The 13,385-nt window shown below is 65.2% G+C and carries 10 protein-coding genes and 1 pseudogene; 9 read left to right on the plus strand and 2 right to left on the minus strand.

Features of this window, described 5'->3' with window-relative positions; genetic code table 11:
- The first annotated feature begins 20 nt into the window (after window positions 1–20).
- Genes KH389_RS15110 through KH389_RS15130 form a run of 5 tightly spaced genes read left to right on the plus strand, consistent with a single transcriptional unit; the run spans window position 21 to window position 5,782 of the window.
- Window positions 21–479, plus strand: coding sequence for a (2Fe-2S)-binding protein (locus tag KH389_RS15110; RefSeq protein ID WP_123752490.1), 459 nt, complete (start codon window positions 21–23; stop codon window positions 477–479).
- Window positions 479–2,737 (plus strand): xanthine dehydrogenase family protein molybdopterin-binding subunit, encoded by a 2,259-nt coding sequence (locus KH389_RS15115; protein ID WP_213605764.1) that lies wholly within the window; start codon window positions 479–481, stop codon window positions 2,735–2,737. Before KH389_RS15110 ends, KH389_RS15115 begins: the two co-directional genes overlap by 1 nt.
- Window positions 2,738–2,761: 24 nt before the next feature.
- On the plus strand, window positions 2,762–4,111 hold the full coding sequence (locus tag KH389_RS15120) for a c-type cytochrome (protein ID WP_213605765.1): 1,350 nt from the start codon (window positions 2,762–2,764) through the stop codon (window positions 4,109–4,111).
- Window positions 4,112–4,164: 53 nt separating this feature from the next.
- Entirely contained in the window at window positions 4,165–5,211 is a 1,047-nt protein-coding gene (locus tag KH389_RS15125; protein WP_213605766.1) for an XdhC family protein, read from the plus strand.
- On the plus strand, window positions 5,195–5,782 hold the full coding sequence (locus KH389_RS15130) for a nucleotidyltransferase family protein (RefSeq protein WP_244988640.1): 588 nt from the start codon (window positions 5,195–5,197) through the stop codon (window positions 5,780–5,782). The genes KH389_RS15125 and KH389_RS15130 overlap by 17 nt, the downstream gene beginning before the upstream one ends.
- 45 nt (window positions 5,783–5,827) lie before the next feature.
- On the opposite strand, the gene KH389_RS15135 is transcribed toward KH389_RS15130, so the two are convergent.
- Complete coding sequence (locus KH389_RS15135; RefSeq protein WP_213605767.1) at window positions 5,828–6,973, minus strand: serine hydrolase domain-containing protein; 1,146 nt, start codon at window positions 6,971–6,973, stop codon at window positions 5,828–5,830.
- A 187-nt stretch (window positions 6,974–7,160) separates the two neighbouring features.
- Window positions 7,161–8,227 (minus strand): annotated as a pseudogene (locus KH389_RS15140) (fatty acid desaturase).
- Window positions 8,228–8,524: 297 nt separating this feature from the next.
- Between KH389_RS15140 and KH389_RS15145 the strand changes: the two are divergent.
- The 4 genes from KH389_RS15145 (at window position 8,525) to KH389_RS15160 (ending at window position 13,349) form a co-directional block, all read left to right on the plus strand.
- The gene (locus KH389_RS15145) at window positions 8,525–9,088 is read left to right on the plus strand and encodes a recombinase family protein (protein ID WP_043862978.1); all 564 of its coding nucleotides are present in this window, start codon (window positions 8,525–8,527) and stop codon (window positions 9,086–9,088) included.
- 339 nt (window positions 9,089–9,427) lie between these two features.
- Window positions 9,428–11,602, plus strand: coding sequence for a TonB-dependent siderophore receptor (locus KH389_RS15150; protein ID WP_213605768.1), 2,175 nt, complete (start codon window positions 9,428–9,430; stop codon window positions 11,600–11,602).
- A gap of 278 nt (window positions 11,603–11,880) precedes the next feature.
- On the plus strand, window positions 11,881–12,399 hold the full coding sequence (locus KH389_RS15155) for a sigma-70 family RNA polymerase sigma factor (protein ID WP_054915411.1): 519 nt from the start codon (window positions 11,881–11,883) through the stop codon (window positions 12,397–12,399).
- Window positions 12,396–13,349 (plus strand): FecR domain-containing protein, encoded by a 954-nt coding sequence (locus KH389_RS15160; protein ID WP_213605769.1) that lies wholly within the window; start codon window positions 12,396–12,398, stop codon window positions 13,347–13,349. Before KH389_RS15155 ends, KH389_RS15160 begins: the two co-directional genes overlap by 4 nt.
- The last annotated feature ends 36 nt before the right edge of the window (window positions 13,350–13,385 follow it).

A 13,385-nucleotide genomic window follows, 5' to 3' on the forward strand; every position in this document is an offset into this window, starting at 1 on the left:
CGACTGATGACGGGTGAGCCATGCAACTGCGAATCAACCAGACGACCTACGAGGTCGATGCTGACGCGGACACGCCCCTGCTGTGGGTGATCCGCGATGACCTGGGCCTGACCGGTACCAAGTACGGCTGCGGCCTGGCCCAGTGCGGCGCCTGCTCGGTGCTGGTGGACGGCGCCGTGGTGCGTGCCTGCGTGACCCCGGTGGCCGGCGTGGTGGGGCGCGAAATCACCACCATCGAAGCCGTGGAGGCCGACGCCGTGGGCAAGCGCGTGGTCAGCGCCTGGGTCAGGCACCAGGTGGCCCAGTGCGGTTACTGCCAGTCGGGCCAGGTGATGGCGGCCACTGCCCTGCTCAAGCACACCCCGCACCCGAGCGATGCCCAGATTGCTGCCGCAATGGTCAACCTGTGCCGTTGCGGCACCTACAACGCCATCCATGCCGCCGTGCACGACGTGGCCGCCGCGCAGGAGAACGCCTGATGAACGACAGCCTGCGCGTTACCGGCGTGGCCCAGCCCTTCCCTGTGGGCGAGCCGGTCAATATCTCGCGCCGCAGCTTTCTGCTGGCAAGCGCCGGCACGGCAGTGGGCGCACTGGTGCTGGGCTTCGGCCTGCCCCTGGGCCTGAGCCGTGTGCAGGCCGCCACGGGCAACGCAGCGGCGCCCGGCACTCAGGTGCCGGCCTTCCTGGAGATCCGCCCGGACGGCCGCATCCGCCTGCTCAGCCCGTTCATGGAGGGCGGCCAGGGCATCTTCACGGCCATGGCGCAGATCGTGGGCGAAGAGCTCGATGCCGACCCCGCCACCTTTTTGATCGACAGCGCACCGCCCGGCGAGCAGTACGTGGTGATGGACAACGGCATGCGTATCACCGGCGGCAGCATGTCGGTGCGCACCAGCTACCCGACCATGCGCCGCCTCGGCGCCCTGGCCCGCGCCATGCTGCTGCAGGCCGCTGCCGAGCGCCTGGGCGTGCCGGTGGGCGACCTGAGCACCGAGCCCGGCCGGGTGATACACGCCGCGTCGGGGCGCACGCTGGGCTATGGCGAACTGGCAGCCCAGGCCATGGACCTGCCCGTGCCAGACCCTGCCAGCGTGACGCTGCGCGACCCCAGCCAGTTCCGCTGGATCGGCAAGCCGGTGCAACGGGTGGACGCCTATGACAAGTCCACCGGCAAGGCCGTGTACAGCATCGACGTGAAGGTCGACGGCATGCTGCATGCCGCGGTGCAGCATGCACCGCGCCTGGGCATGCGCGTGGGCGAGCTGCGCAACGAGGCGCAGGTGAAAGCCATGAAGGGCGTGCATTCGGTGCATCGGCTGCCCGGTGCGGTGGCCGTGGTGGCCGAGCGCTGGTGGCACGCCAAGCGCGCGGTGGAGGCCGTACAGGTGCAGTGGCTGGAGGCATCGGCCGACGCGAAGGTGCGCCAGATGCCTGCGGACTTTTCCAGTGACGCCTTTCGCGACCAGTTGGCCGCGGCCACCGGCCCGGCCCGCGACGAAGAGAATGAAGGCGACTTCGGCAAAGCCTTTGCCGACGCCGCCACCCAGGTGGAGGCCACCTACCACAACCAGTTCCTCAACCATGCACAGCTGGAGCCGCCTTCGGCCCTGGCGCGCTTCAACCCCGACGGCACGCTGGAGGTGTGGCTGCCCAACCAGGCGCCCGACATGTTCCGCGCCGACATGGCCAAGCGCACCGGCCTGGACCCGGCGCAGATCACCCTGCATTCGCCGCTGCTGGGCGGCTTTTTCGGCCGCCACTTCCTGTACGACAGCGCCAACCCCTACCCGCAGGCGATCCTGCTGGCCAAGGCAGTCGGGCGCCCGGTCAAGCTGATCTGGAGCCGCGAAGAGGAGTTTCTGCGTGACGTGCTGCGCCCCATGGCCGTGGTCAAGTTCCGCGCCGCACTCGACGCCCAGGGCCTGCCGGTGGCCATCGAGGCAGTCAGCGCCACCGAAGGCCCCACCGAAGCCATCGCCGGCAAGCAGGGCGAGAAAATCGACCCCACCGCACTCGAAGGGCTGTCGGGCAAGGCCTACGCCATCCCCAGCAAACGTATCGCCCAGGTCTACGTGAAAGGCCCGGCGATGCTCGGTTACTGGCGTTCGGTGGGCAACTCGCTGAATGACTTCTTCTATGAGGCGTTCCTCGATGAGCTGGCCGACAAGGGCAAGCAGGACCCGTTCGAACTGCGCCTGCACCTGCTGCGCGACAACCAGCGCCTGACCAACCTGCTGCAGTCGGTGGGCGATCTGTCCGGTGGCTGGAAGCGCGGCCCGTTCACCGCCGAGGACGGCTCGCGGCGCGCTCGGGGTGTGGCCATGGCCTCGCCGTTCGGCTCGGAGGCGGCGGTGATCGCCGAGGTGTCCATCGAGCAGGGCCAGGTGAAAGTGCACGATATCTGGGAGGCCATCGACCCCGGCAGCATCGTCAACCCGGCGATCATCGAGGCGCAGGTCAATGGCGCGGTGTCGCTTGGGCTGTCGCAGGCACTGGTGGAGGAAGCGGTGTACGTGAACGGCCAGCCGCGCGCGCGCAACTATGACCTGTACCCGATCCTGTCGGCGCAGCGCATGGCGCGGGTGCATGTACGCATCGTCGAGAGCGGCGCGAAGATGGGCGGTATCGGCGAGCCGCCATTGCCGGCGGTGGCCCCGGCGGTGGCCAATGCGGTGGCGCACCTGACCGGCCAGCGCATCCGCAGCATGCCGCTGTCGCGCTACACCTTCAGCTAGGCCTCGATCAGGGATATCGCGCACATGACCAAGAGTCGACTCGCAACAACGCTGGGCTGTTTCGCGCTGCTGTGCCTCGTCATCGCAGCCGTGCTGGCCTGGTACGTGACCCGCACACCGGCCTCGCCGTTTGCAGCCCAGGCCAGTGCCGCACCGCCAGACCCGGCCCTGGTGCAACGCGGCGAGTACGTGGCGCGGCTGGGCGACTGCGTGGCCTGCCACAGCCTGCCAGAGGCGGCGCCGTTTACCGGCGGGCTGAAGATGTCCACCCCGCTGGGCGCGATCTACGCCACCAACATCACCGCCGACCGCGCCACCGGCATCGGCGCCTACAGCCTGGCCGACTTCGACCGCGCCGTGCGCCATGGGGTGACCCCGGACGGTCGCCGGCTGTACCCGGCCATGCCCTACCCCTCGTACGCCAAGCTCAGTGACGACGATATCCGCGCGCTGTATGCCTTCTTCATGCACGGGGTGAGCCCGGCGGCGCAGGCCAACAAGCCCAGCGAAATCCCCTGGCCACTGAACCTGCGCTGGCCGATTGCGCTGTGGAACGGCCTGTTCACCGACCCCGCGCCCTACCCGGCCAAGCCGGACCAGGACGCGCAGTGGAACCGCGGCGCCTACATCGTGCAGGGGCCGGGCCACTGCGGCAGTTGCCATACGCCGCGCGGCCTGGCCTTCAACGAGAAGGGCCTGAACGAGGCCAGCAAGACGTACCTGGCCGGCGGGCTGCTGGATGGCTGGTATGCGCCGAGCCTGCGCAACGACCCCAACACCGGGCTTGGGCGCTGGAACGAGGCGGATATCGTCAGCTTCCTCAAGCACGGGCGCAACCGGCACGCGGTGGTGTACGGCTCGATGACCGAGGCGTTCAACAATTCCACGCAGTTCATGAGCGACGAAGACCTGGGCGCGATCGCGCACTACCTCAAGTCGCTGCCCGGCGACCCCAGCCGCGACGGGCCGGCATGGCAGTACCAGGCGAGCGAGCTGTCGGCCACATCCACGGCCCCCGGCGCCCACACCTACGTGAGCCGCTGCGCGACCTGCCATGGCCTGGACGGGCGCGGCCAGGCCGAGTGGATGCCACCCCTGGCCGGCGCCACCTCGGCGCTGGCCAGGGAGGACGCATCGGCCATCAACATCACCTTGAACGGCTCGCAGCGCATCGTCGCCGCGGGCGTGCCGGACGCCTACCGCATGCCGGCATTTCGCGAACAGCTGTCGGACCGGGAGATCGCCGAGGTGCTGAGTTTTGTGCGCAGCACCTGGGGCAATCATGGTGGCGCGGTAGAGGCCAAGGCGGTGGGCAAGCTGCGCGAGCACACCGGGCCGGCCAGCAGCAACCCGATCATCTTGCAGATGCGTTGAGCATCACAACCAGGAAGCCCCCATGCCATTGCAACGCCTGTCGAGGACACCCCATGGAAAGCATTGACCTGCTGGTGCTGCGAACTGCCCGGGAGTGGCTTGCCGGCGGCGAGCGCTGCCTGCTGGCCACCGTGGTGCGCACCTGGGGCTCGTCGCCGCGACCGGTGGGCTCGATGATGGTGCTCAGGCAGGACGGGCGCGCGGTGGGCAGTGTGTCGGGCGGGTGCATCGAGGACGACCTGATTGACCGGTACAGCAGCCTCCATGGCGGGCCGGGGATACCCGGCGGCGCGCCACAGGTGGTGCGCTACGGCGTGAGTGCGGACGAGGCGCACCGGTTCGGCCTGCCATGTGGCGGCACCCTGGAACTGGTGCTGGAGTTCGCACCCTGCGCGCAGGCGCTGGGCCGTTTGCTGGCGCTGCTCGATGAGGGAGTACTGATGCGCCGCGAGCTTGACCTGGCCTCGGGCGAGGTGACGGTGCAGGCCGACCAGCCCCATGCACCGTTCAGCTTCGATGGGCAGCGGCTGAGCAACCCGCTGGGGCCGGCTTACCGGATGCTGCTGATCGGCGCCGGTGTGCTGGCCGAGTACGTGGCGGTGATGGCGCTGTTCAACGGGTTCAAGGTGTCGGTGTGTGATCCGCGGCCCGAGCACATGGACGTGTGGATGGTCGCCGGGGTAGAGAAGCTGATGGGCATGCCGGACGACGTGGTGCGCGCGTTTGCGGTGGATGCTCGCACCTGCGTGATTGCCCTGAGCCATGACCCCAGGCTGGATGACCTGGCGCTGATCGAAGCGCTGCGCGGGCCGGCGATGTACATCGGGGCGATTGGCTCGCGGCGCAACAGCGAGAGCCGCCGCCAGCGCTTGATCGGGCATTTTGGCCAGACGCCGGAATCGCTGCGGTGCCTGCATGGGCCCATCGGGCTCTACATCGCCAGCAAGACCCCAGGGGAGATTGCGGTGAGCGTGATGGCCGAGGTGCTGGCGGTGAAGAACGGCGTACCCCTGCCCGGCGCTGTCGGCGCGGGGCCGACCCAGCCCCGGGTGGAGCACCCGCCACTGACTCAGGCGTCGTGTTGTGCGCACCCAGGGTGACTGCATCGCCCTGGTGCTGGCTGCAGGCCGTGCCAGGCGCTTTGGCAGCGACAAGCGCCTGGCACGGCTGGCGTCGGGGCAAACGCTGCTGGCAGCCACGCTGGCACGGGCACTGGAGGCGTTCGACGACGTCCGGGTGGTACTCAGGCCCGGGGACGATCCCGCGAACCTGGCAATTGACGGGCGGGTACGGGTTCTGTGGGCCGAGCAGGCCGACCAGGGCATGGGCAGCAGCCTGGCAGCCGGGGTGCGTGCGCTGGAACAGTCACCGGCCCCGGCCGTGGCGGTGTTGCTGGGCGATATGCCCTGGGTGCAGGGGCAGACGCTCAAGCAGTTGAAGGCCCTGTGCAACGCCCGGCAGATCGTGCTGCCGCTGCATCACGGGGTGCGTGGGCATCCGGTGATCTTCGGTCGACAGTTCTGGCCGGCCCTGGCATGCCTGCAGGGCGATCAGGGCGGAAAGGACATCGTGCGCGGCGCGCACGACGCCTGCGTCCAGGTGCCGGTGGAGGATGCGGGTGTCATCAGGGATGTGGATCAGCCGCGGGACATCCCTGCTGGCTCGAGGTGAGCGACGCCACCCGCGGGCAACTGCCGCTGCACGCTGGCGCCGCGCTCAAAGCGCCGCATAGACAAGGGCTGACAGCCGGCCGGGGCGCGGATCGATCATGCTGTGGCCGCCCGAGGTCGTGGTGACGAAACCGAAACTCACGCGCCGCTCGGGGTCGGCAAAGCTGATCGGGCCGCCAAGCCCGATATGGCCGAAGGTGTCCGGGCCCATGGCGTGGGTAGCCGCCGGGTCGATTTGCTGCTCCAGCATGCAGCCCAGCCCGTAGCGCATTGGCCGCATCCATACCCGATCCATGCCATGACTGTGCTCTCGGGTGAATTCGTCGAGCAGTTCAGGGCCGATGAAGTGGCCCGCCAGCAGCGCACTGTAGAAACCGGCCAGGCCGTGAGCGGTGGCATGGCCACACACCCCGGGTTGCCGATAGGCCCACCAGCGCGGGTCACTGGTGCGCCGGGGCACCAAGCCGGGGTTGGTGAAGGCGAATGTGGCGATATGCGAGGGCTCGCTCTTCACCACCGTGCGCAGCGCTTGCGAGTAGGGGTCGCCAACGCGCCCGGAGGCACTGTCGAAGCGAGCGATACGGTGAAACTGCGTCTCGTCCACGCCAAGGTGCACGTCCAGGCCGTGGGGGTCCAGCATCTGTTCATGGATGAAGGCGCAGGGGTCGCGCCCGTCCACCCGACGAATCAGCTCGCCCAGAATCCAGCCAAAGGTGGTGGTGCCGTAGCCCAGGTCGGTGCCCGGTTCCCACCACAGCGGCTCGTCTTCCAGCACCCGCACCATGTGCTCCCAGTCATACATCATCGGGTTATGGTCGGGGCCCCGCAGCGCCGGCAGGCCAGCGGTGTGGTTCATCACCTGACGCACACTGACCCTGGCCTTGCCGTTGCGGGCGAACTCGGGCCAGTAGCGGGCCACCGTCGCATCCAGTTCCAGCCGGCCCGCCTCGACCAGCATCAGGATGGCCACTGCCACATAGGGTTTTACAACACAGAAGGTGTTGGCCAGCGTGTCGTGCGTCCAGGGCCTGCCGCCCTCCTGGTCCGCCACACCGGCCCACAGGTCGACGACCCGCTCCCCGTCCACCTGCACACAGAGCCCGGCACCCCGCTCCTGCGGATCATCGAACATCGCTTCGAAGGCCTGCCGGACCGCCTCGAAGGGCTGGGCACATATCCCTTGCGCTTTCATGCCTCGTCTTCCTCGTCGTTGAAATGTTGCCCTGTAACCGAGCGACGTTGCTGCGTAGCAGACCTGCCAGGCGACAATGATTGTCTCGGCGCCTGACAGACCCGAACGCATTACTGTTGGCTCGTGAACCTGACTATCGACTGCGCCCCCTGGGGCGCCCCCTCAAACACACAGGTTGATGGAACGTTCATCCACGCGAGCGCGTGTGCGTGTGCGCCAGGGAATAACGATTCGCGCGTTTATAGGTGCCGAAGTCATTGAACCGAACACCGGCCTCGGCCATGATTTGATGCGCATAAGGCGCGGTCATCTGGCGCAGGTAAAACGGGTCCCTGACAACGAAGTGGTGAATACTGTGGGTGCTGCCGAAGTTGAAGCAGAACAATTGAAACGGCCATAGCCACCAGGCGTTCATGACCTGAGTTTGCTGCAGCGCATTGCGCGGTGCCACATCACCGTAATAGTGCATGTTCGAACTGATGAAAAACAGGCAGAACTGCCGGATCAGGTTGGGCGCGACCAGAATCACGACCACACTGTTGACCACATCCATCACCGCCAGTGTGGTCGCGGAACTGTGCACCTCGTGCCCGCTGACCGCCCCAAGCCAGGCATACAGGTGGTAGCCGAGAAACACATACCAGCAACCCCAGTACAACAGCCCGAAGGGTGTATTGAGCCGGACGATCTTGACCAGCAAGCGGACTTTTTCCCGCCAGCCTGGGGCAAATACCGCATTGAGAAAACCGAAGATGAACCCGTCCACCAGTTTCAACAACCGCAGTACACCCCAGGGGCTGCCACTGGTGGTGATCCAGGCTTCCACATCCGTCTCGGTGCCTGACTCTTTATGGTGATGAAAGTGCAAACTTCGCCTTAACCAGGGGCTGGGCATTCCCGGCCGAGCCAACCAGCATAAAAACATCATGGCATTGTGCGCCAGCGGCTGTTTTCTGAAATAAAGACGATGAATCAGATCGTGTTCTATTTCATGAATGAACGAGGTCAGCAGCGCGTTGATCAGAATGCAGCCCCAGGCAGGAATGGCCCCCTGCAGGTAGAGCCCCCACTCACCACCATGCCGATCAGCGACACCGCCATGACACCTGCGCCCAGCGCATTCTGATGTTGCAGGATCGGATAGCGCTGGCGCAGGTAATTACCATGTTCGGTAATACGCCGGGTAACATGATCAATCTTTTGCTGATCGGTAGTGGGGCGTTCAAGTTCCATTGCTGCCTCCAAGACTTTCATACCTCATCCTCTGTTTGTGTCGGACAATCCCCCGCCAGGACAAACCGGCCGCGTCAATTGTTCGGGCTATACAACGGGTAGGTGAATGCATGCGCGCATTATATAAACGCAAATCGACTGCTTGCGTGAAGCTTGTTAAGATCCTTTCAAGCTTCAAAATGATAAGGCAAGTAAAAGTCTTTGCAACTGTGTATTTTGGGTGGGTTCAGCGTGACAGTTACGTGTAAGGATTTTTAATTTAGTTACAGGTTGTACAGTTATAAAACGACGCCGTACAAGTATTGCCAAGGAGGCACCATGAGATTGCATCGCATCAGATATTGCCGGCTCGCCTCACCGAAACCCGATGCCAGCGTACCCAGCCCAGCCAGCCCCGATGCCTTCGACGCGGTGTTTTACGATGCCCCTGCAGACACGGCCACCCACCGCGCAGGCTTTGAAAAGCTGCTGCGTTACCTGCAGTGCGGGGATACCGTGATCGTGGACAGCATGGCCTCGCTTTCGGCCAATACCGAGCAGTTGTGCAACTTCATTCGCCGCTTGATCGAAAAACAGGTCACGCTCAAGTTTGTGGATGAAAACCTGACATTCCGAGATGACGGCCGTGAAGTTGCGGGCCCCATCGTCGCGGCCATGGAGTTGCTTGCAGAGTTCGAGCGCGCGGCACTGCGCGAAAAACAGGCCGCCGGTATTGCAACTGCAAGAAATCGGGGTTCCTACCGAGGTCGAAAGAAGAAACTGTCCGACAATCAGGTTGTAAGTTTAATTGAGCGCGCCCGCGCGGGAGAAAGTAAATCCCGGCTGGCGCGTGATTTCGATATCAGTCGCCAGACGTTATATCGGTATTTGAAATCGACCTAGGGCTCTTCAGAAGAAGAGCCCTAGGTAACGTTGTCCCAGGCCCACTCACGCCCACAGATACGACTGTACGTAGCGCTGGAACACCAGTTCGTCGATGAGACAGCGCGCCGTCGCTTCGGTCGGGAAGCCCTTTTCGAAGGGCTGGTTGGCCTGTTCTTCGTACCGGCTGCTTCCTTGCCCGAATGCCTGAGGGTGGGGTGACAAAAGGCGATGATCAGAAACCTAGCAGAGGACGCGGCACCGACCAGAACGCCGCTATTTATTGCGACACACCTTGACACACCATTTGGTAACGATTCTCATATGTATTATTTTTATCACTACCACTGGAAACCCTTCATGTCGCGCCCTACCCCCCCGCATTGCTCCGGCCTGCCCCGCAATCTGTTGGCCATGGCCATCTGCATGGCCACCCTGACCCCCGCCCTGGCCGATGACAGCTCTGCGACACCGCAGCCAGCCAAGGCTGCGACCCTGGAGCTGGGCGCCACCGAAATCGTCAACACTCAACTGGGCAGTACCACCGAAGGCACCCAGTCATACACCACCGGCGCCATGTCGACCGCGACCAAGCTGCCGCTGACCCTGCGCGAAACGCCCCAGGCCGTTACCGTGATTACCCGCCAGCGCATGGACGACCAGGCCATGACCAGCATCAACGACGTGGTAAAGGCCACCCCGGGGCTGTTCCTCGACTTCTCCAGCGGCCCTGGCCGGCAAACGTACTCGGCGCGCGGTTTCGATATCGACAACCTGATGTACGACGGCATCCCCAGTGGCTACCAGGGCTGGACCGTGGGCGCCCAGCCGAACCTGGCGATGTTCGACCGGGTGGAGGTGGTGCGCGGCGCCACCGGGCTGGTGACCGGTGCGGGCAACCCTTCGGCTGCCATCAACCTGGTGCGCAAGCGCCCGCTGGCCGAACAGAAGGTCACCCTCACCGGTGCGGCCGGCAGCTGGGACGACTACCGCGGCGAGGTCGATGCCTCCAGCCCGCTCAACGACAGCGGCACCCTGCGCGGTCGGGTGGTGACGTCCTACCGCGACAGCAACAGCTTCGTCGATGGCGTGGACGAGACCCACGGCCTGTTCTACGCCATCACCGAGGCGGACCTGAGCGACGACACCACCCTGACCCTCGGCTTCTCCAACCAGAAGGACAAGACCAACTACTTCTGGGGCGCCTCGATGATCGGCCTGGACGGCCATCACCTGAACCTGCCGCGCTCGTACAACCCGGGTACCCCCTGGGAGAACAAGGACCAGGAGATCAACACCGTCTTTGCCGAGATCCGCCAGCGCCTGGCCAACGACTGGAAGCTGCAGGTCAACGCCAACTATTCCGAACAGAACGCGCTGTTCTCCGGCTCGTACCAGTCGCGCTGGGTCAACAACACGCTGGCACGCACCGTGTACCAGTCGGCCCACGATGAAAACCAGGCCGGCGTGGATGCCTTTGTCAGCGGGCCCTTCGAGGCGCTGGGGCGCACCCATGAACTGGTGGTGGGTGCCAGCAAGCGCATCTACGACATGACCACCCACAACTATGCCCCCTACGACCCCAACTGGCCGATCGATGCCGGCAAGCCGAACTTCACCCACACCGGCAACAGCCGCGAAGTGACCACCCAGGATGGCGTGTACCTGACCACCCGCCTGAGCCTGGCCGACCCGCTCAAGCTGATCCTGGGCGGGCGCCTGGACTGGTATGACTACGACAACCGCGATGGCGACGGCGACTACAAGGTCACCCGCAACGTCACCCGCTATGCCGGGCTGATCTACGACCTGGACGAGCATCACTCGGTCTACGTCAGCTACAGCGACATCTTCACCCCGCAGAGCAGCAAGGGCACCTCCGGCACCCCGGTCAAGCCGATCGTGGGCAAGAACTACGAGGTGGGCATCAAGGGCGAGTACTTTGAGGGTGCGCTCAACGCCAGCCTGGCGCTGTTTCGCATCGACCAGGAAAACCGCGCGGTGCAGGTGTTCGTGCCGAACTGCCCGCAGACCGAATGCTACGAGGCCTCGGGCGAGATCCGCAGCCAGGGTATCGACTTCGAGCTGCAGGGTGCGCTGACCGAGAACTGGCAGGTGGGCGGTGGCTACACCTATGCCCGCGTGCACACCCTCAAGGACGCCGCCAACCCGCAGAACGTCAACCAGCGCTTTGACACCGACACGCCCGAGCACCTGTTCAAGCTGACCACCACCTACCGCTTCCAGGGCCCGCTGGAGAAACTGCGCGTGGGTGGCAACGTGTCGTGGCAGAGCCGCCTGTACAACGACGTGGCGCTGGCAAACGGTGGCAGCTATCGCCTGGAACAGGGTGGCTACGCCGTCACCGACCTGATGGCCGGCTACCGGCTGACCCGCAACCTGGACCTGCAGCTCAACGCCAACAACGTGTTCGACCGCAAGTACTACTCGTCCATCTCCAACTCGACCAGCTATGGCAGCGACACCTACGGCACACCGCGCAACATGATGCTCACGGCCAAGTACAGTTTCTGATGTGAAGTGGCGCAGGGATGCGCCGTGTTGTTGTCTGTGCGCGGTGCGCCACGCACGCCCTGCCTTTCGATCGACACACCGTTGCGTACACCCCCGCCCCTGCTCGCGCCCTGCGAAATCCTTCAGCTGCCATCCCGGATGACTCGGCGAACGCCTGGCAAGCACCCTTTCGTGGCGAGTCAGCGCCCCCGCTGCCACGTCGCACTGGCACCTGCCGATATTGCCACCTCCTCGTGATCCGAATAATAATGCAACCAATTCCCATTTGAGATGCCATCATGCCGGTCGAGTCACCTGCCCTACCTGCTGCTGTCGGCGCGCTGTATGCGCAGCACAGCTCATGGCTGCACGGCTGGCTGCGCAAGCGCATGGGCAGCCACTGCGATGCGGCGGACCTGGTGCAGGACACGTTCGTCAAGCTCCTCAAGACCCGCACATCACTGGAAATCCGTGCACCCCGCCAGTACCTGTCGACGGTGGCCAAAGGCCTGATGATCGACCTGTTCCGCCGTCGCTCGCTCGAACAGGCCTACATGGAAACCCTGGCCAGCATTGCGCTTGCCGACATCCCCAGCGCCGAAGCGCAGGCAATCATGTTCGAAACGCTGGTGGAGCTGGACCGCATGCTCGCCGGCCTGGGCGCCAAGGTGCGTGAGGTGTTCATCCTGTCCCAGCTCGAGGGCCTGCCCTACGCGCAGATCGCCACGCGCCTGGATATTTCCCTGCGCTCGGTGAACAACCACATGGCCAAGGCCATGGAACATGTCTGCCTGATGCAGTGGGAAAGCGTCGAATGAACCGCTCCCCCTCCGCCGCCCAACGCGAGGCGGTGCGTGAGGCCGCGCGCTGGTACGCACAACTGTCATCCGGCACCGTCAGTGCCGAGGATCAGGCCTCGTGGCAACGCTGGCACGACAGCGACCCGCTGCACCGCCAGGCCTGGCAACGCATGCAGGCGGTCAGCCACAGCTTTGCCGGGCTGCCGGGGCGCATCGCCGCCTCCACCTTGCTGGGCAGCGGCAACAGCCGCCGCCAGGTGCTGTACGGCCTGGCCATGCTGCTGGGCGGTGGGGTCCTCGGGACGCTGGGCTGGCGCAGTGACACCCGTCGCCAATGGTACGCCGACTACCGCAGTGGCGTCGGCGAACGCCGTGCCGTGCGCCTGGTGGATGGCAGCCAGATGCTGCTGGACACCGACAGCGCCGTGGACGTGGATTTCGATATGCAGCAGCGGCGTGTGCTACTGCACCGCGGCCAGGTGCTGATCACCACCGCCCGCGACGATGCCGCCCGGCCTTTCAGGGTCGATACCCGCCACGGCAGCGTCCTGGCCCTGGGCACCCGCTTCACCGTCAGCGTCGACGACCATGGCAGCGAAGTCGCGGTGCTGGAAAAGGCCGTGGAGGTGTCGGTGCAGCCGATCGAGCGCCTGCGCCTGCATGCCGGTCAGCGGGTGGCGTTCGGCCCGGCCGGGATCGGCAGCCTGCGCAGCAACGACGCCGCTGTGGCGGCGTGGGAGCAAGGCAGCGTGATCGCGGTCGATACCCCGCTGCAGACCCTGCTGGCGCAACTCGCGCGCTATCGCCCCGGCGTACTGAACTGTGACCCGGCGGTGGCGCAGATGAAGATTTCCGGCGCGTTCCCCATCACCGATACCGAACTGGCCCTGACGGCGCTGCAAAGCGCATTCCCGCTGACCGTACAGCGCCGCACGCGCTACTGGGTGACGGTTGTGGCGCGCCCCTGAGCCAGCCGGCACCACAAATGAAAATAATTTTCACTT

Origin of the sequence: Pseudomonas qingdaonensis, assembly GCF_018398475.1 — a bacterium.
Classification (GTDB): domain Bacteria; phylum Pseudomonadota; class Gammaproteobacteria; order Pseudomonadales; family Pseudomonadaceae; genus Aquipseudomonas; species Aquipseudomonas palmensis.